We start from the raw sequence: 23,490 nt of genomic DNA on the forward strand, positions 1-23,490 counted from the left end.
CCCCGATTTCACGCCGTCGCCGGCCGCGCGTAGAGTCTGGCCATGGAAGCCGAACTGCAGACCGACATCGTCGTCCGTCCGGTGCGGGATGTCGACGCCGAAGCCCTCGGGCGGGTGCACGCCACCTGCTGGCACGAGACCTACGACCACCTCATCAGCACCGCCGCTCTACAGAGCGTCTCGCCGCGACGACTCGCCGAGCTGTGGACCCACTGGGCCGCGCAGGGCGAGGACTTCCGGATGTACGCCGCGCTCGTCCGCGGCGAGATCGTCGGCTTCGTCGGGTCGGGCCCGGCGCGCGATCGCGACGCCCCCCGGATGCGCGAGCTGTACTTCATCTACCTGCTCGACGCCTGGCACGGCACCGGCATCGGTCAGCGGCTCTTCGACGCGGCCGTCGAGAAGGACGAGGGCGTCTACCTGTGGGTCGCGGAGGACAACCCCCGCGCGCACCGCTTCTACGAGCGAAATGGCTTCACGCTCGACGGGCAGACCCACACCGAGCCGTTCCTCGGCGAGACGCTGACCGAGGTCCGCTTCGTCCGCTGACCCGGCGCCGGCCGGGTGACGGCGGCGGAGCGATCGGCGCCGCTCCTCCCCCGCCGGTCTTCTTAGCGAGTTGCCCACATTCGCACCTCTGTTCGACTTCGATGTCGTACTCCACTGCCATCATGGGAACATGACAGCGAATGGCGCGGGTGGCGAGGTGGGACGCGAGGCACCCACGCCGTCGCAAGCGCTTGTTTTCTCGCGTTACGCCGAGGCGCTCGACCTCTCTCACGCCGCCGATATCGCCCGCACCCGGGCGCTGGCGGACCTGGGCCACGCTGCACTGCACGACGCGCGGCGCGACGGGGTTCGTGGGATGGCGTCGGACATGGAGCTGCGGTCGGTCGCAGCCGAGGCGGCCGGGATGGCGCGGCTCACCGATCGGCGCCTGCAGGGCGAGATCGACCACGCGATGACCGTCATCGACGACTACCCGGCCGTGTTCCAGGCGTGGGTGCAGCGGCGGATCGAACGCGGACACGTCGATGTGGTCGTGCGGGTCGGCGCGAGGGTTCCTGACGAGGTGCGGTCGGCGTACGAGGCAGCCGCGATCACGGTGTGCGAGCGGGATGTGCCGTCGCGGGTGCGGGGTGCGCTGGATGCGTTGGCGGCCCGGTTGCATACGCAGACGTTCGCCGACCGACACAAGGCTGCCGCGGCGGAGCGGTGCGTGCGGGTGTTCCACGGGTCGGATGGGATGTCGAACCTCGTCGCGAACCTCCCGACGGTCATCGCCGCGGGGATGCTCGACCGGCTCACGCAGATGGGGCAGTCGGTGAAGGACGCGCGGGCGGAGAGTAACGGGGCGGAGAGCGATGGGGCGGATGCCGCTGGGTCGGGGGAGCCCGCCGACACCAGGACGATGGATCAGCTGCGCGCCGACATCCTGGGCGACCTGGTGCTCGGCGGGGCGCCGGTCGTTGACCCGACGTATGGGATCGACCGGGCTGGTGGGCTCGGGGCGATCCGCGCGCGGGTTCAGGTGGCGGTCACCGCCGAGACGTTGATGGGGCGTGACGAGAACCCGGCCGAAGCCGTCGGGGGCGCGCTGATCGATGCGGATACGGCGCGCGAGCTCGCCGGGCAGGTCAGCGAGTGGGACCGGCTGTTCATCGACCCCGTCACCCGCACCCCGGTCGAGATCGACACCTACCGGCCGACCGCTTCGATGAAGAAACTTCTGATGGCACGGGACCAGCACTGCCGATTCCCCGGATGCCGCAGAGCCGCGATCCGCTGCGAGATCGACCACACGATCGACTACGCCCTCGGCGGGCACACCCACATCTTCAGCCTCGCCCACCTCTGCCAACGACACCACTCGATGAAGCAATTCACGAAGTGGGAGGTCAGGCAGATCGGCGGCGGCGTTCTCGAATGGACCTCACCCCTCGGCCGGGTCTACCGCGAAGACGTACCCATACCCGCGGTCTGCTTCACCATCGACACCACGGATCCGCCACCGGATGCGACACGCGGCGGACCACCGCCGGACGAACCGCCACCCTTCTGACACCGCCTGATCGCGCGGGCGTGATCTCCGACCGGCCGACGACGGTCAACGGGTGATGGTCGTGCCGAACAAACGCGCGATCGGTACGAGGACAGCGGGGCGAGCGGCGACGCACGCCCCGACGATGACGGCGAGCGACAGGACGAACAGCCAGAAGCCGGTCCAGTTGTCGGCGTAGGCCGTCGGGTCCGCCGATCCTTGTGCGGCGTACATGTGGTTGAGGTTGCGGAGCGCTCCCGTAGCCAGGACGAGAGCGACATGGGTCACGATGAAGACGACGAAGAAAAGCATCACCAGCACGTGCAGGCGTCGTGCCCACTCGAGCGGGTACAGACGGTTGATCCGCCCGTCGCCCCGCGGCCAGACCGTGCTGAGCCGCGCGCCGGTGACGACCGCGAGCGGTGCCGCGACGAACACGGTCGTGGCGTACGCGAGCTGCTGCAGGCTGTTGTAATTCACCCAGCCGTTCTCCGTCGGCCAGTCGAGCGACACGTACTGCAACGCCGCCGAGGCAGCATTCGGCAGCACGTCCCAGCTCGTCGGCACGATCCGCATCCACTGTCCGGTCGCGAAGAGCAGGATGACGAACACGATGCCGTTGCCGATCCAGATGACGTCGAGCGCCTGATGGAACCAGATCGTGAGGCTCGTCCGGCGCTTCGGCCTGCCCCGCGGTGACCAGAACACCCTCGGACGCTTCTCCTTCCGCGCCTGCAGACCCGTGCGAATGATCAGCACCATCAGGAAGGCATTGAAGAAGTGCTGCCAGGCGAGCCACGGCGGAATCCCGACCGGCGCCCCCGCCGGCAGCGGGTATGCGCCCGGGTACCGCTCGACGAACCCACGCATCGCATCGAGGCTCAGCACCCAGCGGGCGAACGCGACGGCACCCGCCGCCGCGAGCACCAGTGCGACGCCGACGGCCACGATCACCGTCACCCGTCGGCGTGCGGCGGCCCCGCGTTCGACCAACACCGCGGCAGGTCAGCGGTGGCGGAACTCGGGGGCGCGCTTCTCGGCAAAGGCGGCCATGCCTTCCTTCTGGTCCTCGAGCGCGAACAACGACGCGAAGAGCGTGCGCTCGAGGCGCAGCCCCTCCGCGGCACTCGTCTCCTGCGAGGCGCGTAGCGCCTGCTTCGCCGCATAGGCGACCGGCAGCGATCGCGACGCGATCCGCTCGGCGACGGCACCGGCTTCGTCGAGCAGCTGCGCCGCCGGAACCACACGAGACACGAGCCCCGCACGCTCCGCCTCCTCCGCCGGCATCCGCCGTCCGGTCAGCACGAGCTCCGCGGCCTTGTAGTAGCCGACCGCGCGCGTCAGCCGCTGCGTCCCGCCGATGCCCGGAATGACGCCGAGGTCGATCTCCGGCTGCCCGAACACCGCGGTGTCGGCGGCCAGCACGATGTCGCACATCATCGCCAGCTCGCACCCGCCGCCGAGCGCGAACCCGGCAACCGCGGCGACAACGGGGGTACGCACCCGCGCGAAGTCCTCCAACGCGGCGAAAGGGTTCTCCATCGACATGTCGCGGGCACTCTTGCCCGCCATCTCTTTGATGTCCGCGCCGGCCGCGAACGCCCGCTCCGAGCCGGTCACGACGATCGCGCCGATCGCCTCGTCGCGGTCGAACGCCATGGCCGCGTCGGCGAGCTCGGCGACGAGCGTCGAGTTCAGGGCGTTCAACGCCTCCGGTCGGTTCAGTGTCAGCCAGCCGACGCGCCCTCGCGTCTCGCTGACGATGGTCGTGTAGTCGCTCATCCCCTCATCGTGCCACGCGCCTCTCCGCGCGTCTCCGATCGGTTGCCGGGCATTCACATGCCGGACACGTGCGGAGAGTACTCACGACCTGCACCCGTTCACCCGACCAGAGGACACCTATGCCTTCGCCTGCCCGGAGCCGCACGGTTCCCCGCGCGCTCGCCGCCGTCGCGACGGCCGCACTCACCTGCACGCTGGCACTGACGCCGCTCACCACGGCATCCGCCGCGATCGTCAGCGAACCGATCACCGACTCCGCTCCCGGCGCGACGCTCGCGCTCACACCCATCGGCACCCACGAGACCGGCGTCTTCGATGAGTCCGCCGCCGAGATCGTGCAGTCGTACCGCGACCGCCTCTACGTCGTCAACGCGCAGGCCGGCTCGGTGACGGTGCTCGACAACAGCGACCCGACGGCTCCCGTCGAGCTGTTCACCATCGCCGATGCCGGCACGGCGAACTCCCTTGCGATCCGCGACGACGGTCTGGGCATCGTGGCGTTCGAGGCCGAGGACAAGACCGCGAACGGGTCACTGGTCTTCTTCGACGCGAACGCCGGCGACGCGGCAGCCGCTCGCCTCGGCTCGGTCACCGTCGGCGCCCTGCCCGATATGGTCACGATCTCGAAGGACGGCGCGTACGCGGTCGTCGCGAACGAGGGCGAGCCCGCCGACGACTTCTCGGTCGACCCGGAAGGATCCGTCGGCGTCGTCGCGCTCCCCAAGACCGTCTCGGCCCCCGCGCCGGCGGCCGTGCGCATCGCGGGCTTCGGCGCGTTCGAGCCCGGCGGCTCGAAGACGCTTCCGGCCGGCGTGCGCGTGTTCGGACCGGACGTCGCGGCACCGGACCAGGGAGACAAGCCCCTCACCGCCAATCGTGTGAGCCGCAACCTCGAGCCCGAGTACATCACCGTCGACGGCACGACCGCTTACGCGGCGCTCCAGGAGGCGAACGCGATCGCCGTCGTCGACCTCGCCAAGGCCGAGGTCACCAAGGTCGTCCCGCTCGGGTTCAAGGATCACGGCGCGGTCGGCAACGGGCTCGACGCGAGCGATAAGGACGGCGCGATCAACATCGCCGAGTACGCCGGGCTGAAGGGCATGTACATGCCCGACGGCATCCAGTCGTACTCGGCCACGGCGGGCGGCAAGGCCACGACCTACCTCGTCACCGCCAACGAGGGCGACGCCCGCGAGTGGGGCGACTACGCGGAGGCCGTCCGCGTGAAGGACCTCGGCAAGAAGGGGCTCCCGGCCGTCTGCGCCGATTCTCCCCTCGCGGCGCAGCTCGGCGATGCAGCCCTCGGACGTCTGAACGTCACGACCGAGAACGGTCTGCGCGCGGACGGCAGCTGCTACGACGAGCTGTACTCCTTCGGCGGTCGCTCGTTCTCGATCTGGGGCACCGACGGCTCGCTGGTGTTCGACTCGGGCGACCAGTTCGAGCAGATCCTCGCGCGCGTCGCGCCCGAGTACTTCAACTCGAACCACACCGAGGCCAACCTCGAGGGACGCAGCGACGACAAGGGCCCCGAGCCCGAGAACCTGTCGATCGGGACGGTCGGCGGCCGCACGTACGCCTTCATCGGCTTCGAGCGCGTCGGCGGCGTCATCGTCTACGACATCACGGATCCGAAGGCGGCGACGTACGTGACGTACGTCAACAACCGCGACTTCAGCGCCGCTGCCGACTCCCCCGCCGCGGGCGACCTCGGCCCCGAGGGCATCCAGTTCATCGGGGCGCACCGCTCCCCCACGGGCCAGCCGCTGCTCGCGGTCGGCAACGAGGTGTCGGGAACGACGACGCTGTACAGCATCGAGCAGCTCGTCGGCGGCGCTCCCGTCGCGCAGCCCGACATCCGCGTGCTGACGATCAACGACTTCCACGGGCGGCTCGTACAGGAATCCAGCGGCGTCGCGGGTGCCGCTGTCCTCGCGGGCGCGGTCGACACGTTCCGCCAGCAGAACCCGAACACCCTGCTCGTCTCGGCCGGTGACAACATCGGCGCGTCGGCGTTCGAGTCGTTCATCGATCAGGACACCCCCACGATCGACGCACTGAAGACGGCCGGCCTCGACGTCAGCGCAGTCGGCAACCACGAATTCGACCGTGGTTTCGACGACCTGACCGGTCGCGTCATCCCTCGATTCGAGGAGGACGCGGATGCCGACGCCTTCAGCGACTTCGCACTCGGTGCGAACGTCTTCGTGAAGGGCACCGACGAGCACGCGCTCAAGCCGTACACGATCAAGGAGGTCGACGGCACGCAGATCGCGTTCGTCGGCACCGTGACCGAGCAGACCGCGGGCATGGTGAGCCCACAGGGCATCGCGGGCATCGAGTTCCGCGACCAGGTCGCATCGGCCAACGATGCAGCGACCGACGCGGTCGCCGAGGGCGCGGACGTCGTGGTGCTGCTCGCGCACGAGGGCTCCGCGGGCTCCGACTGCACCGCGATCGCCACCGAGACCGGCGACTTCGGCGACCTCGTCCGTGGCGCGTCCGACGACATCGACGCGATCGTCTCCGCTCACACGCACCAGAAGTACGCGTGCGAGATCGGCGGGCGCCCGGTGCTCCAGGCGCACCAGTACGGCACGACGCTCGGCGCGCTCGACATCGAGCTGACCGACGCGGGCGAACTCGAGTCGATCACCCCCAGCACGGTGTCGCTGTACAACGCCACGCTGGGGCAGTACATCGCCTATCCCGACACCGAGACGGCCCAGGTCGTCGCGAACGCGGTGCGCATCGCGGACGAGAAGGGCCGCGTGCAGGTCGGCTCGATCACCGCCGACATCCTGCGCGGCAAGACCGCGTCGGGCTCGGAGGACCGCGGCGTGCACTCGACGCTCGGCAACACCGTCGCCGACGTCTACCTGTGGGCCACGTCGCAGAACCCGGCCTACGGTGGGCGCGACGCCGAGGTGGCGTTCATGAACCCGGGCGGCCTGCGCGCCGACCTGCTGTTCGGCGACGACAACGGCGCTGTGTCATACCGTGAGGTCGCCAACGTCCAGCCGTTCGCGAACACCCTGGTCACGCTCGAGCTCACCCCGGCACAGATCAAGCAGGTTCTCGAGGAGCAGTGGCAGCCCGACGGAGCGTCGCGTCCCAAGCTCGCGATGGGCGTGTCGAAGGGCTTCACCTTCGAGTACGCACCCGAGGGAACGAGGGGCTCGCACATCCGCTCGATGCAGCTGAACGGTGGACAGCTCGCGCTCGACGACACCACCACGAAGATCCGCGTCGTCACCAACTCGTTCCTCGCGGGCGGCGGCGACAACTTCGGCACCTTCGCGACGGGCACCGGCGCGGCGGACTCCGGCCAGGTCGACCTGCAGGCGACGGTGGAGTTCTTCGCCGCCGTGGGCCCGGTCTCACCGGCGCCGGCGAACCGTGCCTACGTCGCCGGCGAGCAGCCGCCGGTCGAGCAGCCCGGCTTCCCCGGCCCCGGCGCGCCCGGTGACGGCGAGCCCACGGAGCCCGGCGAGCCCGGCGAGCCCGCCGAGCCCGCACAGCCGTGGGCGACGGTCGAGCTCGGCGGCAGCACGGTCGCGCAGGGCGGCACGCTCGATGTCACGGTGACCGGCCTTGAGCCGGGCCAGCGGATCGCCGCGACGCTGTTCAGCGAGCCGATCGTCGTCAGCGGCATCCCCGCGGCCGACGCATCCGGCCGCACGGCGTTCTCGATCGCGATCCCGCGTGACTTCGAGGTCGGCGCGCACCGCCTCGTCGTGACGTCGGGGACGCTCACGCCGATCGAGGTCGCCGTGACGGTGACGGCCGCCGCGCCGGCGAGCACGATCGCCGTCACCGGCGGGACGGCTCCGATCGGGTTCGCGGTGGCGGGCATCCTCGCCCTCGCGCTGGGCGGCCTCCTGGTCGCCGCGCGTCGCCGCCGGACCGCCTGACCCGTCCGAGTCCGCCCCGAGGGAGCCGTCAGCCGGCGGCTTCCTCGGGGCGCTCTGCTGCCTCGACCTCGGCCTCGTCGGCGACATATCCGTCGACGTGGCGCTCATCCGGCCCGTCGTACGCCGACAGCGGCCGGATGAGCGCATTGGCGGCGTACTGCTCCACGATGTGCGCCGTCCATCCGACCACGCGGGCCGCGACGAACAGCGGCGTGAAAGTGACGGTGTCGAAGCCCATGAGGTTGTACGCGGGGCCCGACGGATAGTCGAGGTTCGGGTAGATGCCCTTGCGCTGGGTGAACTCGCGCTCGAGGGCGTCGTAGAGCTCCGCGACATCCGGCCGGTCGTAGTGGGCGACCAACGCGTCGAGCGCCGCCTTCATCGTCGGAACCCGCGAATCGCCGCGCTTGTAGACGCGGTGACCGAACCCCGTGATCTTTCGCTTCTCGGCGAGCGCCCGGTCGAGCCAGGCCTCGACGGCGGCGGCATCCCCGATCTCGTCGAAGACGTGCATCACCGCCTCGTTCGCTCCGCCGTGGAGCGGCCCCTTGAGGGCTCCGATCGCCCCGACGACAGCCGAGTACAGGTCGCTCAGGGTCGAAGCGATGACCCGAGCCGTGAAGGTCGAGGCGTTGAACGAGTGCTCGGCGTAGAGGATCAGCGACCGGTTGAACGCGTCGGCGACGACCGGATCGGGCTCCTCGCCGAAGGTCATCCACAGGAAGTTCGCCGCGTCGTCGAGGTCGTCGCGCGGCTCGATGGGGCCGAGCCCGCGGCGGCGACGCTGCCCGTAGGCGACGACCGCCGGCAGCACCGCGAACAGGCGCAGGCTTCGCTCCAGGTTGCGCTCGGGCGTCCCGACGGCGTCGAGCACGGATGCCGCGCCGGCGGTGTCGAGCGCGCCGAGAACGCTCACGGCGGTCCGCACCTCGTCCATCGGGTGCGCGTCCACCGGCATCCGGTCGATCGCCTCCCGCAGCTCCGGCGGCAGCGCCCGCTGCGGCCGAGCCCGCCGGCGCTGCTCGGCGAGCTGGTCGTCGGTCGGCAGTTCGCCGTGCCACAGCAGATGCGCCACGGCGTCGACCGGCTGCGTCGCGGCGAGCTCCTGCACCGGGTAGCCCCGGTAGAGCAGTGAGTTCGTCTCGGGGTTCACCTTCGAGATCGCCGTCACATCGGCGACAACCCCCACGAGCCCCTTACGGATGTCTTGCTCGGTCATGTTCTGTTCCCTCTCCGTCGAGTAGCCAGAATCCGCGGGTCTCAGCCCCGGTCGATCGACTCATTCTGGCGAGTCGACAGGGTGAAGTCGAAGACCGACGAGTCGAAGCGCGTGTAGCCCTCGTAGTCGACGAGGTCGTACAGGTCGGCGCGGTGCTGCATCTCACCGAGCTTCGCGGTCAGGTTCCCGGCCGCCGTGAGCTCGTCGAGCGCGCGGCCCGCCGCCCCCATCGCGATGCGCAACAACGAGACGGGCCAGATCACGATCCGCACACCCGCGTCTCGTAGCTGGTCCACCGTGAACAGCTCCGACTTCCCGAACTCGGTCATGTTCGCCAGGATCGGCACGTCGATGGCCGACGCCATCGCCTCGAACTCCGCGAGGTCGCGCATCGCCTCGGGGAAGATCGCGTCGGCCCCCGCGTCGACAAGCGCGCGGGCGCGGTCGACGGCGGCATCCATCCCCTCGATCGCCCGCACATCGGTGCGCGCCATGATGAGGAAGTTCGCGTCGCGCCGGGCGTCGACGGCAGCCCGGATGCGGCCCACGGCCGTGTTCTCGTCGACGACGCTCTTTCCGTCGAGGTGCCCGCAGCGCTTGGGGTTGACCTGGTCCTCGATGTGGCATCCGGCGAGGCCGGCATCCTCGAGCGTCTGGATCGTGCGGGCGACGTTCATCGGCTCGCCGAAGCCCGTGTCGGCGTCGATGATCGCCGGAAGCTCCGTCATCCGCGCGATCTGCTGGCCGCGCCCGGCGACCTCGCTCAGCGTCGTGAGGCCCACATCGGGCAGCCCGAGGTCAGCCGCGATGACCGCACCCGAGACGTACACGCCGTCGAAGCCGTGCCGCTCGATGAGCCGGGCCGAGAGCGGGTTGAACGCTCCCGGAAAGCGCAGCGTCTCTCCGCTGGCGAGTCGTTCCCGGAGGATGCGGCGCTTGTCGGCGGCGGTGGTCTGCGAATACAGCATCAGAACAGCCCTCGCGGGTTCGGCGCGGACGCGATGACGCCGTCACGTGCGACGATGTTCAGCTCGCGCACCTCGTCTGCCGTGAGATCGGGCAGACGCTGCGCGAGGTCGAGGAAGCGCTCGATCTGGGCCGGTTCGAGCACGGGCTCGGCGAGGATCCGGAACTTGCGGATGTAGTCCTCGCGCGCGAACGGGCGAGCACCGAGCGGGTGGGCGTCGGCGACGGCGATCTCGTCGACGATCGTCGAGCCGTCGGCCATCCGGATCTCGACGCGCCCGCCGAAGGCCTTCTCCGCCGGATCCTCCGAGTGGTAGCGCCGCGTCCATTCGGCATCCTCGGCCGTCGTGATTCGCTGCCACAGGGCGACCGTGTCGGGGCGGGCGGCGCGCTCGGGCGTGTACGAGTCGACGTGGTGCCAGCCGCCGTCCTGCAGTGCGACCGCGAAGATGTACGGGATCGAGTGGTCGAGCGTCTCGCGCGACGCGGTCGGGTCGTACTTCTGCGGGTCGTTCGCCCCCGAGCCGATGACGTAGTGCGTGTGGTGGCTGGTGTGGAGCACGATGCTCTCGACGTTCGCGGAGTCGAGCAGCTCGGGGTGCTCGCCGTGCAGCTTGCGCGCGAGGTCGATCCACGCCTGCGCCTGATACTCGGCCGAGTGCTCCTTCGTGTACGAGTCGAGGATGCCGCGCTTGGGCTCTCCCGGCGCCGGCAGCGGCACCGTGTAGGCGGCATCCGGTCCGTCGAGCAGCCACGCGATGACACCGTCCTCACCCTCGTAGATCGGGTTCGGGCTCGTCTCGCCGCGCATCGCGCGGTCGACGGCCTCGACCGCGAGCTTGCCGGCGAAGGCGGGGGCGTGGGCCTTCCAGGTCGAGATCTCGCCCTTGCGCGACTGGCGCGTCGCGGTGGTCGTGTGCAGCGCCTGGCCGACCGCCTGGTAGATCGTCGCGGTGTCGAGGCCGAGCAGCGTGCCGATGCCGGCGGCGGCCGAAGGCCCGAGGTGGGCGACGTGGTCGATCTTGTGCTTGTGCAGGCAGATGGCCCGCACGAGGTCGATCTGGATCTCGTACCCGGTCGCGAGGCCCCGCACGAGCGCCGCACCGTCGGCACCGACGTGCTGAGCGACCGCGAGGATCGGCGGGATGTTGTCGCCGGGATGCGAGTAGTCGGCGGCGAGGAAGGTGTCGTGGTAATCGAGCTCGCGCACCGCGACGCCGTTCGCCCACGCGGCCCACTCGGGGCTCGTGCGGTCAGTCACGCCGAACACGCTCGCCCCCGCGCCGCCCCGCGAGACCGGGTGGTCGAGCGCCTGCGCGCGGGCCGAGCTGACGGGCGCCCGGGTGAGGGATGCCGCCGCGACGGCGGCGTTGTCGATGATGCGGTTCACGATCATGTCGACCACGGCGGGCTCGACCGCCACGGGGTCGACGGCGACCTCGGCGATCTTCCACGCGAGCTGGTCCTCGCGCGCGAGCTCCTCGTCGCTGCGGTGGACGCGGACGTGATGGCTGACGGTCATGCGGATGCCTCCAGGGAGTCGAGGATGCTGGTCAGGGCGTTGTGCAGGTGCACATGGGTCGCGTGGGCGGCGAGGTCGGCGTCGCGGGCGGCGATGGCGCTCGCGATGAGCCGGTGCTCCTCGATCGACGCCGCGAGCCGCGCCGGGTTGTCGCGTGCGAGGCGGCGAACCCGCACGAGGTGAGCGCGGACCTTCGTCAGCGCCGACGTCAGATAGGCGTTGCCTGCGGCGTCGTCGAGCGCCGCGTCGAAGCGAGCGATGAGCGCGTAGTACGCGTCGGGGTCACCCGCTGCGGGCGCATCGGCCTGCGCGGTGCGGTCGAACGCCGCGGCGAGCTCGGCGAAGAGCGCGGCGTCGCCCCGGGATGCCGCGAGCCGTGCGGCGGTCTCCTCGAGCGCTCGCCGCACCTCGAACAGCGAGCGGATGTCGTCGCGATCGATGTCGGCGACGACAGTCACCCGCGGCGAGGCCTGGCGCACGAGGCCGTCGGCCGCGAGTCGCCGGAGAGCCTCGCGCAGCGGAGTACGGCTGACGCCCAGTCGCGTCGCCTGCTCCACCTCGCCGAGCACCGCCCCGGGAGCGAGGTCGCCCTTCTGGATCTCGGCCAGCAGAGCGGCGTAGGCGCGCTCTCCCGCCCGTGCTCCGCCCTCGGCCACCATGCGACGATTGTATACACAGAGCCCGCTTCGGCGGGCCAAAACCGCGGAATCGGACTCCAACGTATACAGAAACCGCATCGCACGACTCCCCGGGTACCCTTGCCCGAGTGAGTTCCGACCGATACACCGTGGCCACCGACGGCGCCTGCAAGGGCAATCCCGGACCGACCGGCTGGGCCTGGGTCGGCGAGGACGGCCACTGGGCCGCCGGAGCGATCCCGCAGGGCACGAACAACATCGGCGAGCTGCTCGGGCTGCTGAAGGCGATCGAGGACCACCCCGACGTCCGCGAGCTCGTCGTTCAGGCCGATTCCAAGTACGCGATCGACACGTACGCATCGTGGATGGACGGCCATCGCCGCCGCGGCTGGAAGACCTCGACCGGCGCGCCGACGAAGAACCGCGACATCCTCGAGCAGCTCATCGCCGCCCGCGACGCCCGCCGTGCGCGCGGCCTGCCCGACGTCATCCTCGAGCACGTCCGCGGGCACCGCGGCCACGTCCTGAACGAGTGGGCCGACGAGCGAGCGGTTCGCGGCGCCGAGCACGCGGCGAAGGGAACGGCGAGCGCCTGGTCATCGCTGGGTGGGCTGCACGACAAGCTCGACGTGGCGGAGGCCCCGAAGAAGAAGCGCTGACGGGACGGCGAGACCGGTCAGCCGTCCCGATTGTCGGGATGCCGCGGATCGTCCGTGGTGTACGCCGACCGCGCGAGCGCCTCCGGCATCCAGGTGAGCGGATCGGCGAAATCCGCGATGATGACACCGCCCGCGCCGTGCGCGTCCCCGTGCCGCGCGAGCCTTCTCCGCGCCCGCTCGGGCACGCGCTCGTCGGCCCGCACTCGTTCGAACACGGCGGCGCGGACGCGTTCGACGAACCGGGCTCGCTCCGGCGGCAGTGCAGCGCTCGTCTCGCGCTCGAGACGCTCGACATGAGCGGGAAGGTCCGCGATGACCGCCCGGTAAGCGGCGGTCAGACTGTCATCCACCTCGCGGGCCTGCTGCGGCTTGGCGCCCCGGATGATCATGCCTGCGACCAGGGAGGTGACGACGATGACCGGGGCAGCCACCAGCACGGCCATCGCGGAGGCGGTGGCACCGTTGCCGACGAGGACGGCGGCAACCGCCGTCCCGACGAGGGCGACAGCCTGCGGCCGCCACAGCGCACGATCGAGCGGGCGTCCTCGCGCGCCCGCGGCCGCCACCAGCACCGCCATCGCCGTCGCGGCGGAGAACGCGGCTGTGAGCACCACGTCCTTCGTCTGCAGCGCGACGGCGAATGCGAGTCCGGCGGTGAGGGCGGCGAGCACCAGCACCCACCCGATCCAGCCAATGCTGGATGCGCGACCGCCGAAGCGAAGCCGAGCCGACGACCGGGCGCGTGCGTTCGCTGACTCGCCGAGCCATCGGGCTGCATGCCAGATGCGCACGCCGTCCGCGCTCATGCCGCACGCGTCGAAGATCACCATCTCCGCTTGCCGCGGCGCGAAGTCCGCGGCGGCCGAGGCCCGGACGATGCGATCCGTGGCGACGGGGATGACGCGCGCCAGGTGCTCATCGGAGAACGGCTCCCACCGGTCGGCGGGAAGCATGCGATGCTGCGCCACCCTCGACTACCTCCCGCTCGCTTGAACGAGTTCATCGAGCCGGTCGAGGGCCGGTCGCTGACCCTTGACGAGCAGCTCGCGAGCGCGCCCCACCTCGACCCACTCGACCCGGTCGACCTCGGGGAACGACGCCGTGCGCCCCGACCGCGGCGGCCACTCCATCTCGAACTCGCCGAATGCCGCGTTCGAGGCATCGAACCCGCTGCCGTCGACGACGAACACCGTGATGCGCTTGCCCGACGAGTACGAGAAGGTGCCGAGCTCGGCGTACTCGCCGTCGGGCGGCTCGAGCCCGAGCTCTTCGCGGAACTCGCGCCGCGCGGCATCCAGGGCCGCCTCGTCGTCGGGGTCGTACTCGCCCTTGACGATCGACCACGCCCCGGCGTCCTTGGCCGCCCAGAACGGTCCGCCCATGTGGGCGACGAGCGCCGACACCGTGCCGTCCGCAGCGATGCGGTAGGGCAGGATGCCGGCGCTCGTTACCGCCACGATCAGGCCGGGCGGGTCTTCGGCGAGACCGTGTCGGTCTCGGCCGGGTCGGTCACCGCGACCCCGCCGAGGGCATCGTTGATCGCGTCGTACGCCGACTGCTCGAGCTTCACACCCGAGGCCTTCACGGTGTCCTCGAGCTGCTCGGGACGCGAGGCGCCGACGAGCGCCGCAGCGATGTTCTCGTTGTGCAGCACCCACGCGAGCGAGAGCTGCGCGACGGTGAGGCCCGCCTCATCGGCGATCGGCTTCAGCTTCTGAACGGCCGTGAGCACCTCGTCGTTCAAGAAGCGCTTGATGAAGTTCGCGCCGCTCTTCTCGTCGGTCGCGCGCGATCCCTCGGGTACGGGCTGGCCCGGCTGGTACTTGCCCGTCAGCACGCCCTGCGCGAGCGGCGACCAGACGATCTGCGAGATGCCGAGCTCCTGCGAGGCGGGAATGACCTTGCCCTCGATGACGCGCCACAGCGCCGAGTACTGCGGCTGGTTCGACACGAGCTGGAACCCGAGCTTCGTCGCGAGGGCGTGCCCCTTGCGCAACTGCTCGGCGGTCCACTCGCTGACGCCGATGTAGAGCGCCTTGCCCTGGCGGACGATGTCGGCGAAAGCCTGCATCGTCTCTTCCAGCGGCGTCTCGTAGTCGTAGCGGTGCGCCTGGTAGAGGTCGACGTAGTCGACACCGAGACGGCGGAGCGACCCGTTGATGCTGTCGAAGATGTGCTTGCGCGAGAGGCCCTGGTCGTTCGGCCCCTTGCGGCCGGTCGGCCAATACACCTTCGTGAAGATCTCGAGCGTCTCGCGCGGCTGACCCTTCAGCGCCTCGCCGAGCACGACCTCCGCGGCCGTGTTGGCGTACGCGTCTGCGGTGTCGAACGAGGTGATGCCGAGGTCCAGCGCCTTGTGGACGGTCGCGATGGCCGCGTCGTTCTCCACCTGCGACGCATGCGTCACCCAGTTGCCGTACGTGATCTCCGAGACCTTGAATCCACTGTTGCCGAGGTAGCGATACTCAACCATGGGAAAACGCTACCTCGCGGTGGGCCCCGGCGGGCCGGAGTTGCGTCTTATGACCTCAACCCGCGGGAACCGTGTCGGCCGCGCGCTGGTCGTCCTCGGTCGCGACGAGCTGACCGCACGCCCCGTCGATCTCCTTGCCGCGCGTGTCGCGAAGGGTCGTCGGGATGCCGGCCTCGTTCAGCCGTCGCACGAACTCGTCCTGCACCTCGGGCTCGGACGAGGTCCAGATGGAGCCGGGCGTCGGATTGAGCGGGATGGGGTTGACGTGCACCCAGCCGCGTCCGCGGGCGTTCAGCTTCTCGGCGAGGAGGTCCGCGCGCCACGCGTGGTCGTTCATGTCCTTGATGAGGGCGTACTCGATCGACACCCGCCGGCCCGTCTCGTCGAAGTAGGCCTTCGCCGCGTCGAGCGCCTCGTCGACCTTCCACCGCGAGTTGACGGGGATGAGCTCGTCACGCAGCTGGTCGTCGGGGGCGTGCAGCGAGAGTGCGAAGGTGACGGGAATGTCCTCCTTCGTCAGCTTCTGGATCGCCGGCACGAGACCGACCGTGGAGACGGTGATGCCCCGCGCGCTCATGCCGATGCCGTGATCCTTGTCGACCATCGTGCGCACCGCCTGCATGACGCGGGCGTAGTTCGCCAGCGGCTCGCCCATGCCCATGAAGACGATGTTCGTGACGCGCTCGCCCTCGTGCCCGACCTTGCGCGGGTCGCCGAGGCCGCCGTCGGCGATGAGACGGTTCGCCCGGACGACCTGCTCGATGATCTCGGCGGCCGACATGTTGCGGGTCAGGCCCGCCTGGCCGGTCGCGCAGAACGGGCAGTTCATGCCGCATCCGGCCTGGCTCGACACGCACAGCGTGATGCGGCCCGTGTAGCGCATCAGCACCGACTCGACGAGGGCGCCGTCGTGGAGCTTCCACAGGAACTTGATCGTGTCGCCGCGGTCGGTCTCGAGCCGGCGCACCTCGGTCAGGAGCGGCGGGAGCAGACCGGCGACGAGCTCGTCGCGCCCCGCGGCGGGCAGGTCGGTCATCTCCGCGGCATCCGAGGTGAAGTGCCGAAAGTAGTGCTTCTCGAGCTGCTTCGCCCGAAAGCCCGGCATGCCGAGCTCCTTGACCTTCTCGACGCGCTGCTCGGGCGTGAGGTCGGCGAGGTGGACGGGCGGCTTGCCGCGCTTCGGGCTCGCGAACTGCAGCAGCGGACGACCGGACTCGTCCTTCTGCTGCGACCAGCCCTCGGTCGCCGGGCGCACCTGACGCGGCTTGGTGGAGCGCACGGGCGACGAGGTCTCGCGCACGGACGACGCGGTCTCGCGCACGGGATCTGAATCGGTCATATGATCCAGGGTACCGGCGCCGCCTGCGCGAAGGCTGGCCGCCGGCGTTCGCCGCGCCCGGCGGCCCCCGCCCTGCTCCGCCCTAGACTGCAGCCATGAACCTCGACGACGTCGCTCCGCCCCCGCGGGGCACCGTCGTGCACAAGGTGCTGAACAACAACGTCGTCATCACTCTCGACGAGCATGGCCGCGAACGCGTGCTCATGGGACGCGGGCTCGGGTTCCAGCTGAAGCCGTCCGACACCCTCGACCCCGACAAGGTCGAGAAGACCTTCATCCTCGATGCGGGGGATGCCGGCGACCGCGAACGCCAGCTCCTCACCGACGTGCCCTACCCGGTGGTGGAAGCCGTCACTCGCGCCGTCGACGAGGCCGAGCGCCGTCTCGGCCACCACCTCGACCGGTTCTTCACGATGGCCGTCATCGATCACATCCAGTTCGTGCTCGAGCGGCTCGACAACGGCATCCAGATCCCCGCGACCAACATGCCCGAACTGCGCGTGCTGCATCCCCACGAGTTCTCCGCGGCGCAGCGCATGGCCACCGCGATCTCCGAGTCCCTCGATCGCGAGCTGCCCGCCGAGGAGGCGGTGTTCCTCACGATGCACCTGCTCAACGCGACCCGCGACGAGCCCAACGGCACGGCGGCGCTCCTCTTCCGCCGCCTGCAGCACGTCGTCATGACGGTCGAGAACGGCCTCGGCGTCAAGCTCGACACCGACAGCCCCGATTACGCCCGATTCATCCTGCACATCCAGTTCCTGCTGCAGCGCCTCGTCTCGAAGACGATGCTGCGCAGCGCCGACACCTCGTTCTTCGAGTTCGCCAAGCACAGCTACCCGCGCTCGTACGCGATCGCGGAGGAGGTGAAGGCCTACGTCCGTGCGGCGACGGAGTCGGAGCTGACCGACGAGGAGCTCCTGTACGTCATCGTGCACGTCGAGCGCCTCGCGACGCAGGTCGGTGCGAACGAAGCTGGCCAGAACCCCGGTCCCGTGCTACCGTGACCCTCGCAGGGCGTCGCTGCCCTGCGGAAGTCTCCGGATTGTTACCGCGGCAGCGGGCAAAACCTGAACTCACATCGTCTTGATCGGCGGTGAACGAGTTCAGGTTTTTTTGTTGCCCGGAAACAGGGATGCGGCGGCTTCCTCCACCCGAGTGCCGCGATGCTGCGGCAGAAAGCGAGCAGTCCCGATGGATTACTCGAAGACCGCGGCCGGCGTCCTGGCGGGCGTCGGCGGCGAGGAGAACGTCACCTCCCTCGTCCACTGCGCGACGCGTCTGCGTTTCGTGCTGAAGGATGAGTCCAAGGCGAACACCGCCGCCGTCAAGGCCGTGCCCGGTGTCGTCACCGTCGCCCAGGCCGGCGGCCAGTACCAGGTCGTCATCGGCAACGACGTCCCCGACGTGTTCGCCGAGATCGGCAAGATCTCGAAGTTCGGCGCCGGCTCCGACGCCGCGGCATCCGAGGGCCCGAAGGGCAACCTCTTCAACCGCTTCATCTCGATGATCTCGGCGATCTTCACGCCGCTGCTGTGGGCCCTCGCGGGCACCGGTCTGCTGAAGGCCTTCCTCGCAGCCGCGGTCACCTTCGGCTGGATCGGCACCGACAACTCGACCTACGCGGTGCTGAACGCCCTGTCGGACGGTCTCATCAACTTCCTGCCGATGGCGCTCGCGTTCACCGCGGCGCGCTACTTCAAGGCCAACGAGTTCACCGCGTTCGCGATCGCGGCCGCGCTGCTCTACCCGACCATCACCCCGCTCGTCGGGGTCGAGGGGCTGACGTTCTTCGGCATCCCCTTCACGATGGTCACCTACGTCTCGAGCGTCATCCCGATCATCGTGATCGTGTGGCTGCAGAGCCACGCCGAGAAGTTCCTCTACGCGAAGCTCCCGGGCGCGGTACGGCGCTTCGTCACCCCGATGATCGTCGTGCTCATCGCCGTCCCGATCGTCTTCGTCGTCATCGGCCCGATCTCCGCGATCCTCAGCGGCGCGCTCGGCAACGGCATCGGCTGGGTCTTCGAGAACGCCCCGTGGGCCGGCGGCGCCATCATGGGCGGCTTCTGGCAGGTCTTCGTCATCTTCGGTCTGCACTGGGGCCTCGTGCCGCTGTTCACGCTGGAGTACCAGACCACCGGTCAGATCCTGCTCATCGGCCCCGTGTTCGCAGCCGTCCTCGCGCAGGCTGCCGCCGTCGCCGGTGTCTGGGTGCGCGCCCGCAACAAGAACCTCAAGTCGCTCGCGGCTCCCGCGACGCTGTCGGGCTTCCTCGCCGGCATCACCGAGCCCGCCATCTACGGCATCAACCTGCCGCTCAAGCGCCCCTTCGCCTTCGGCATCGTCGGCGGTGTGGTCGGCGGCGCGATCATCGCGATGGGCGGCGTCTTCTCGACCGCCTTCGTCGTCCCCTCCGGACTGGCGCTTCCGGCCCTGTTCGGCAACGGGAACATGGTCATGCTCATCATCGGCCTCGCTGCCGCGATCGCCATCCCGTTCCTGCTGACCGCGATCGTCGGCTTCAAGGAGCCCGAAGAGGATGCCGCACCGGCGGCCACCCCGGCGGCATCCGGCAACGACGTCGTCGTTCTCAGCCCGGTCGACGGCACGGTCGTGCCGCTCAGCGAGACCCCCGACGCGGCCTTCGCCGAGGGCAGCCTCGGTGACGGCGTCGCGATCAAGCCGCGTTCCGGCGCCGTCTACGCCCCGTTCGACGCGACCGTCGCAGCTGCGTTCCCGACCGGACACGCGATCGGCCTGCGCCACGCCGACGGCGCCGAGGTGCTCATCCACATCGGCATCGACACGGTCAAGCTCGCCGGCGCTCACTTCGACGTCAAGGTCACCACCGGCCAGGAGGTCAAGGCCGGCGATCTGCTCGTCGAGTTCGACGGCGACGCGATCGAGCGGGCGGGCTACGACCTGACGACGCCCGTCATCGTCACCAACGGCGAGCTGTACCCCGCTCTGACCGACCAGGCGTCCGGCCCGATCGCGCACGGCGAGCCGCTGTTCACGGCGGTCTCGGTCGAGTCCGCGCTCGCGAGCTGACCGACGCACCCGAACGGAGGGGGCGGGCAACCCGAACCCCGCCCCCTCCCCCACCCGTCCCGCCATCCGCGGGACCAGCGATACACAGTCCCGTCACCATCGGGACAAGCGATACGAAACGAGAGAGTCATGAGCACCATCACCTTCCCCGACGGATTCCTCTGGGGCGGCGCGACCGCCGCGAACCAGCTCGAGGGCGCCTACGACGAAGGCGGCAAGGGCCTCTCGGTGCAGGACGTCATGCCCCGCGGCATCGTCGGCGCCCGCACCGACGCACCGACCCCCGACAACCTCAAGCTCGTCGGCATCGACTTCTACCACCGCTACGCCGAAGACATCGCCCTGTTCGCCAAGATGGGCTTCAAGACCTTCCGCTTCTCCATCGCGTGGAGCCGCATCTTCCCGAAGGGCGACGAGACCGAGCCGAACGAAGAGGGCCTCGCCTTCTACGACCGCGTGCTCGACGAGCTCGAGAAGCACGGCATCGAGCCGCTCGTCACGATCTCGCACTACGAGACGCCGCTCCACCTCGCCGAGACCTACGACGGATGGACCGACCGCCGGCTCATCGGCTTCTACGAGAACTACGCGCGCACCCTCTTCGAGCGCTACGGCGCACGGGTGAAGTACTGGCTGACCTTCAACGAGATCAACTCGCTCCTGCACGCCCCCTTCATGTCGGGGGGCATCAACACCCCGAAGGACGAGCTGACGGAGCAGCAGCTGTACCAGGCGATGCACCACGAGCTCGTGGCATCCGCCCGCGCGACGCGCATCGCGCGCGAGGTCGCCCCGAACGCGCAGATCGGCTGCATGGTGCTGTCGATGCCCGTGTACCCGCTCTCGCCCTCTCCCGCCGACGCACTCGAGGTCATGTCGTTCGATCACTCGAACCTCGTCTACGGCGACGTGCACACCCGCGGCGCCTACCCCGGGTACTTCCTGCGCACGCTCGCCGAGAAGGGCATCGAGCTCGACATCACCGACGAGGACCGCGACGACCTCACCAACACGGTCGACTTCGTGTCGTTCAGCTACTACATGTCGGTCGCCGCGACCGCCGACCCGGCGAAGAAGGTCACCGGCGAGGGCAACATCATGGGCGGCGTGCCGAACCCGACCCTCGAGGCGAGCGAGTGGGGCTGGCAGATCGATCCCGTCGGCCTGCGACTGGTGCTCAACCAGTTCTGGGATCGCTGGCAGAAGCCGCTGTTCATCGTCGAGAACGGCCTGGGCGCGAAGGACCAGCTCGTCGAGGTCGACGGCGTCAAGACGGTCGTCGACGACTACCGCATCGCCTACCTCAACGACCACCTCGTGCAGGTCGGCGAGGCGATCGCCGACGGCGTCGAGGTGCTCGGCTACACCTCGTGGGGCTGCATCGACCTCGTCAGCGCCTCGACCGCTCAGCTGAGCAAGCGGTACGGCTTCATCTACGTCGACCGCAACGACGACGGCTCGGGCACGCTCGAGCGCTTCGAGAAGAAGTCGTTCGGCTGGTACGCCGAAGTCATCCGCACCAACGGCGCCTCGCTGACCCGCTGAGACGCTGACCCGACCGGGCGCGGTCGCGGGGCCCTCCTTCTGGCCCGCGGCCGCGCCCTTCTCCGCATCCGAGAGGGGATCCGCATGACCTCGTCCGACTTCCGCCGCCGCGCCGTCTTCCTCGACGTCGACGGCACGCTTTTGCAGGACGGCACCCACCTGCCCGAATCCGCCGTCGCCGCCGTCCGCCGTGCCCGCGAGAACGGTCACCTCGTGCTGCTGAGCACCGGACGCGGCATGGCCGAGCTCCGCGGCCGCATCCTCGACATCGGCTTCGACGGTGCCGTCACCAACGGCGGCGCGTTCGCCGGGGTCGGCGACGAGCTGATCGTCTCGCGACTCATGACCGCCGCCGAGGTCGCGCGCCTCAGCGCCGCGTTCGAGGCCCGCGGCATCCACTGGTACTACCAGTCGTTCGACCGCATGTTCGCGAGCCCGGGACTGCCGGCTCTGCTCGCGGACCGTCTCGAGCGCGACCGCGCCCGCCACATCGAGGACGCGCGGGCCGCCGGGGCCGACCCGGAGGAGCTCGAGTTCTTCAGCGTCGGGATGAAGACCTTCGACGACGAGGTCCACTTCTCGGATGCCGAGGTCGCCAAGGCCGTCATCCTCGGGCACGACGCGGACGCGGTCGCCGACCTGCTCGCGGAGCTCGCCCCCGACTTCGCCGTCGTCTCGGGCACGATCCCCCTGCCCGAGGGCAGCTCGGGCGAAGTGGCGCCGCGCGGCGTGAACAAGGGCGCCGCGATCCTCGAGGTGCTCGCCCACCTGGGCGTCGACCCCGCCGACGCGATCGGCATCGGCGACAACTGGAACGACGCCGAGATGTTCGAGGTCTGCGGCACCGCGATCGCGATGGGCAACGCCGCGCCCGAGGTGCAGGCCCTCGCCGACGAGGTCACGACCGCGATCGACGACGACGGCATCCACAACGCCTTCGTCCGCCACGGCCTGCTGTGAGCCACCCGCATTACGCTGGAGGGGTGACGTCGGATTCTCGCATCATCTTCCTCGACGTCGACGGCACCATCCTCGCGCACGGCGAGACGATCGCCCCCTCGACGATCGCAGCGGTTCGCGCCGCCCGCGAACGCGGGCATCTCGTCTACCTGTGCACGGGACGCGCCGCCGGCGACATCAACCCCCGCGTGCTCGACATCGGCTTCGACGGCGCCATCTCCAACGGCGGGGCCCTCGCGGTCTCCGGCGACGAGACGGTGCTCGCCGAGCTGATGCCCCGCGCCGCCGTCGAGCGGGTCATGGCCTACTTCGACGAGCAGGGCACGAGGTACTTCATCCAGTCGCACGACGGGGTGTACGCGAGCGAGGGCGTGCGGTCCTTCATCGCCGAGTTCATCAGCGAACGCCGACGCCGCCACGCCGAGGACCTCTCGACCGTCGCCCTCGCCGAAGACGTCGTGGCCGCGCCGCGCTTCGCTCCCGTCGAAGAGGCCGATCTCGACCACATCGCGAAGGCGGTGTTCGTCAGTTCCGATCCCGACGCCGTCGAGAAGACCCAGCGCGCGCTCGGCGACGAGTTCCACGTCATCCCGGGCAGCATGCCCCTGCCCACCGGGGCGAACGGCGAGGTCGGGATGCGCGGCACGAACAAGGGAACCGGCATCCAGGCGATGCTGACGCACCTCGGCCGTGACGCCGCCGACGCCGTCGGAATCGGCGACAGCTGGAACGACGTCGAGATGTTCGAGGTCTGCGGCACCGCCATCGCGATGGCCGAGGCCGACCCCCAGCTGCAGCGCATCGCCGGCGAGGTCACCACCGGTGTCCTCGACGACGGCATCTGGAACGCCTTCGTCCGCCACGGCATCATCGACCCCGAGACGGCCGTCTGATGTCCCGCGAGGCCGGCGACCGCGACATCCGCCCCATCGACCCCGCTGACGCGGGCGAGGTGCTGACCCTGCAGCGCGCGGCATTCGTGTCCGAGGCCCTCATCTACGACGCCGCCGACATGCCGCCCCTCACGCAGACCCTCGATGAGCTCCGTGCGGAGCTGCAGGAGAACCTCGGCTGCGTCGCCGTCGACGACGGTCGCATCGTCGGAGCGGCGCGCGCCCGCCTCGACGGCGAGCTGCTGCTGATCGGCCGCATCGCGATCGCCCCCGACCAGCAGGGGTCCGGACTCGGCACGGCACTGCTCGCCGCTGTCGAGGCCCGCGGACGGGCGGCCGGAGCGCACGAGGCCGAGCTGTTCACCGGCTCGCTCAGCGAGGCCAACCTGCGCCTCTACGAACGCGAAGGCTACAGCGAGTCCGAGCGCGTGCCGCAGGGCGACGGCACCTTCCAGATCTTCCTGCGCAAGCCTCTCTGATCCCGA

20 protein-coding genes are annotated in these 23,490 nt (G+C 69.9%); 10 read left to right on the top strand and 10 right to left on the bottom strand.

Annotated features, from left to right (window positions below):
• Positions 1–42 precede the first annotated feature (42 nt).
• Together ACI2K6_RS06975 and ACI2K6_RS06980 are read left to right on the top strand one after the other, a co-directional pair.
• Positions 43–549: a GNAT family N-acetyltransferase gene (locus ACI2K6_RS06975; protein WP_112616251.1), complete on the top strand. Its 507-nt coding sequence runs from the start codon at positions 43–45 to the stop codon at positions 547–549.
• A gap of 130 nt (positions 550–679) precedes the next feature.
• Positions 680–2,062 (top strand): HNH endonuclease signature motif containing protein, encoded by a 1,383-nt coding sequence (locus tag ACI2K6_RS06980; protein WP_282501991.1) that lies wholly within the window; start codon positions 680–682, stop codon positions 2,060–2,062.
• Positions 2,063–2,107: 45 nt separating this feature from the next.
• Here ACI2K6_RS06980 and ACI2K6_RS06985 read toward each other — a convergent pair whose 3' ends face one another.
• Positions 2,108–3,037 carry a cytochrome b/b6 domain-containing protein gene (locus tag ACI2K6_RS06985; RefSeq protein ID WP_282501990.1) on the bottom strand — a complete coding sequence of 310 codons (930 nt, stop codon included), beginning with the start codon at positions 3,035–3,037 and terminating at the stop codon, positions 2,108–2,110.
• Positions 3,038–3,046: 9 nt separating this feature from the next.
• On the bottom strand, positions 3,047–3,823 hold the full coding sequence (locus tag ACI2K6_RS06990) for an enoyl-CoA hydratase-related protein (RefSeq protein WP_274178284.1): 777 nt from the start codon (positions 3,821–3,823) through the stop codon (positions 3,047–3,049).
• Positions 3,824–3,942: 119 nt separating this feature from the next.
• Here ACI2K6_RS06990 and ACI2K6_RS06995 point away from each other — a divergent pair, with 119 nt between their 5' ends.
• Complete coding sequence (locus tag ACI2K6_RS06995; RefSeq protein ID WP_274178283.1) at positions 3,943–7,737, top strand: choice-of-anchor I family protein; 3,795 nt, start codon at positions 3,943–3,945, stop codon at positions 7,735–7,737.
• A 28-nt stretch (positions 7,738–7,765) separates the two neighbouring features.
• Here the strand turns inward: ACI2K6_RS06995 and ACI2K6_RS07000 are convergent, their stop codons facing one another.
• From ACI2K6_RS07000 to ACI2K6_RS07015, 4 genes are read right to left on the bottom strand one after another with little or no spacing between them, the layout of a single operon-like run.
• A complete protein-coding gene (locus ACI2K6_RS07000) occupies positions 7,766–8,956 on the bottom strand; it encodes a bifunctional 2-methylcitrate synthase/citrate synthase (protein WP_404568318.1) in 1,191 nt (396 codons plus the stop codon).
• Between the two features lie 41 nt (positions 8,957–8,997).
• Positions 8,998–9,924 carry a methylisocitrate lyase gene (prpB, locus tag ACI2K6_RS07005; RefSeq protein WP_274178281.1) on the bottom strand — a complete coding sequence of 309 codons (927 nt, stop codon included), beginning with the start codon at positions 9,922–9,924 and terminating at the stop codon, positions 8,998–9,000.
• A complete protein-coding gene (locus ACI2K6_RS07010) occupies positions 9,924–11,444 on the bottom strand; it encodes an MmgE/PrpD family protein (protein WP_274178280.1) in 1,521 nt (506 codons plus the stop codon). Before ACI2K6_RS07010 ends, prpB begins: the two co-directional genes overlap by 1 nt.
• On the bottom strand, positions 11,441–12,103 hold the full coding sequence (locus ACI2K6_RS07015) for a GntR family transcriptional regulator (protein WP_274178279.1): 663 nt from the start codon (positions 12,101–12,103) through the stop codon (positions 11,441–11,443). The genes ACI2K6_RS07010 and ACI2K6_RS07015 overlap by 4 nt, the downstream gene beginning before the upstream one ends.
• A gap of 107 nt (positions 12,104–12,210) precedes the next feature.
• On the opposite strand from ACI2K6_RS07015, the gene ACI2K6_RS07020 reads away from it, so the two are divergent.
• On the top strand, positions 12,211–12,741 hold the full coding sequence (locus ACI2K6_RS07020; RefSeq protein WP_274178278.1) for a ribonuclease H: 531 nt from the start codon (positions 12,211–12,213) through the stop codon (positions 12,739–12,741).
• 17 nt (positions 12,742–12,758) lie between these two features.
• Here the strand turns inward: ACI2K6_RS07020 and ACI2K6_RS07025 are convergent, their stop codons facing one another.
• Genes ACI2K6_RS07025 through rlmN form a run of 4 tightly spaced genes read right to left on the bottom strand, consistent with a single transcriptional unit; the run spans position 12,759 to position 16,553 of the window.
• Positions 12,759–13,709, bottom strand: a complete 951-nt coding sequence (locus tag ACI2K6_RS07025) for a hypothetical protein (protein ID WP_274178277.1) — start codon at positions 13,707–13,709, stop codon at positions 12,759–12,761.
• A gap of 6 nt (positions 13,710–13,715) precedes the next feature.
• Positions 13,716–14,198 (bottom strand): NUDIX domain-containing protein, encoded by a 483-nt coding sequence (locus ACI2K6_RS07030; RefSeq protein ID WP_282501986.1) that lies wholly within the window; start codon positions 14,196–14,198, stop codon positions 13,716–13,718.
• A 2-nt stretch (positions 14,199–14,200) separates the two neighbouring features.
• Complete coding sequence (locus tag ACI2K6_RS07035) at positions 14,201–15,214, bottom strand: aldo/keto reductase family protein (RefSeq protein ID WP_404568319.1); 1,014 nt, start codon at positions 15,212–15,214, stop codon at positions 14,201–14,203.
• Between the two features lie 55 nt (positions 15,215–15,269).
• Positions 15,270–16,553: a 23S rRNA (adenine(2503)-C(2))-methyltransferase RlmN gene (gene rlmN, locus ACI2K6_RS07040; RefSeq protein WP_112616219.1), complete on the bottom strand. Its 1,284-nt coding sequence runs from the start codon at positions 16,551–16,553 to the stop codon at positions 15,270–15,272.
• Positions 16,554–16,648: 95 nt separating this feature from the next.
• On the opposite strand from rlmN, the gene ACI2K6_RS07045 reads away from it, so the two are divergent.
• The 6 genes from ACI2K6_RS07045 to ACI2K6_RS07070 all read left to right on the top strand — a co-directional run bounded on the left by ACI2K6_RS07045 (position 16,649) and on the right by ACI2K6_RS07070 (position 23,484).
• Positions 16,649–17,560 carry a PRD domain-containing protein gene (locus ACI2K6_RS07045; protein ID WP_274178274.1) on the top strand — a complete coding sequence of 304 codons (912 nt, stop codon included), beginning with the start codon at positions 16,649–16,651 and terminating at the stop codon, positions 17,558–17,560.
• A 187-nt stretch (positions 17,561–17,747) separates the two neighbouring features.
• The gene (locus ACI2K6_RS07050; protein WP_274178273.1) at positions 17,748–19,607 is read left to right on the top strand and encodes a beta-glucoside-specific PTS transporter subunit IIABC; all 1,860 of its coding nucleotides are present in this window, start codon (positions 17,748–17,750) and stop codon (positions 19,605–19,607) included.
• A 129-nt stretch (positions 19,608–19,736) separates the two neighbouring features.
• Positions 19,737–21,152 carry a glycoside hydrolase family 1 protein gene (locus tag ACI2K6_RS07055; protein WP_274178272.1) on the top strand — a complete coding sequence of 472 codons (1,416 nt, stop codon included), beginning with the start codon at positions 19,737–19,739 and terminating at the stop codon, positions 21,150–21,152.
• Between the two features lie 84 nt (positions 21,153–21,236).
• Positions 21,237–22,112: a Cof-type HAD-IIB family hydrolase gene (locus ACI2K6_RS07060; protein WP_274178271.1), complete on the top strand. Its 876-nt coding sequence runs from the start codon at positions 21,237–21,239 to the stop codon at positions 22,110–22,112.
• Between the two features lie 23 nt (positions 22,113–22,135).
• Positions 22,136–23,005 (top strand): Cof-type HAD-IIB family hydrolase, encoded by an 870-nt coding sequence (locus ACI2K6_RS07065; protein ID WP_274178270.1) that lies wholly within the window; start codon positions 22,136–22,138, stop codon positions 23,003–23,005.
• Positions 23,005–23,484 (top strand): GNAT family N-acetyltransferase, encoded by a 480-nt coding sequence (locus ACI2K6_RS07070; RefSeq protein WP_274178269.1) that lies wholly within the window; start codon positions 23,005–23,007, stop codon positions 23,482–23,484. Before ACI2K6_RS07065 ends, ACI2K6_RS07070 begins: the two co-directional genes overlap by 1 nt.
• Positions 23,485–23,490 lie beyond the last annotated feature (6 nt).

This window comes from Microbacterium sp. NPDC006705 (assembly GCF_044903545.1).
GTDB classification, from domain to species: Bacteria; Actinomycetota; Actinomycetes; order Actinomycetales; family Microbacteriaceae; genus Microbacterium; species Microbacterium plantarum.

Excerpts from the sequence above, each read along its gene's own strand:
- ACI2K6_RS06975 (WP_112616251.1), top strand. The coding sequence starts at position 43 with ATGGAAGCCGAACTGCAGACCGACATCGTCGTCCGTCCGGTGCGGGAT.
- ACI2K6_RS06980 (WP_282501991.1), top strand. The coding sequence starts at position 680 with ATGACAGCGAATGGCGCGGGTGGCGAGGTGGGACGCGAGGCACCCACG.
- ACI2K6_RS06990 (WP_274178284.1), bottom strand. The coding sequence starts at position 3,823 with ATGAGCGACTACACGACCATCGTCAGCGAGACGCGAGGGCGCGTCGGC.
- ACI2K6_RS06995 (WP_274178283.1), top strand. The coding sequence starts at position 3,943 with ATGCCTTCGCCTGCCCGGAGCCGCACGGTTCCCCGCGCGCTCGCCGCC.
- ACI2K6_RS07000 (WP_404568318.1), bottom strand. The coding sequence starts at position 8,956 with ATGACCGAGCAAGACATCCGTAAGGGGCTCGTGGGGGTTGTCGCCGAT.
- prpB (WP_274178281.1), bottom strand. The coding sequence starts at position 9,924 with ATGCTGTATTCGCAGACCACCGCCGCCGACAAGCGCCGCATCCTCCGG.
- ACI2K6_RS07010 (WP_274178280.1), bottom strand. The coding sequence starts at position 11,444 with ATGACCGTCAGCCATCACGTCCGCGTCCACCGCAGCGACGAGGAGCTC.
- ACI2K6_RS07015 (WP_274178279.1), bottom strand. The coding sequence starts at position 12,103 with ATGGTGGCCGAGGGCGGAGCACGGGCGGGAGAGCGCGCCTACGCCGCT.
- ACI2K6_RS07035 (WP_404568319.1), bottom strand. The coding sequence starts at position 15,214 with ATGGTTGAGTATCGCTACCTCGGCAACAGTGGATTCAAGGTCTCGGAG.
- rlmN (WP_112616219.1), bottom strand. The coding sequence starts at position 16,553 with ATGACCGATTCAGATCCCGTGCGCGAGACCGCGTCGTCCGTGCGCGAG.
- ACI2K6_RS07045 (WP_274178274.1), top strand. The coding sequence starts at position 16,649 with ATGAACCTCGACGACGTCGCTCCGCCCCCGCGGGGCACCGTCGTGCAC.
- ACI2K6_RS07050 (WP_274178273.1), top strand. The coding sequence starts at position 17,748 with ATGGATTACTCGAAGACCGCGGCCGGCGTCCTGGCGGGCGTCGGCGGC.
- ACI2K6_RS07055 (WP_274178272.1), top strand. The coding sequence starts at position 19,737 with ATGAGCACCATCACCTTCCCCGACGGATTCCTCTGGGGCGGCGCGACC.
- ACI2K6_RS07060 (WP_274178271.1), top strand. The coding sequence starts at position 21,237 with ATGACCTCGTCCGACTTCCGCCGCCGCGCCGTCTTCCTCGACGTCGAC.
- ACI2K6_RS07070 (WP_274178269.1), top strand. The coding sequence starts at position 23,005 with ATGTCCCGCGAGGCCGGCGACCGCGACATCCGCCCCATCGACCCCGCT.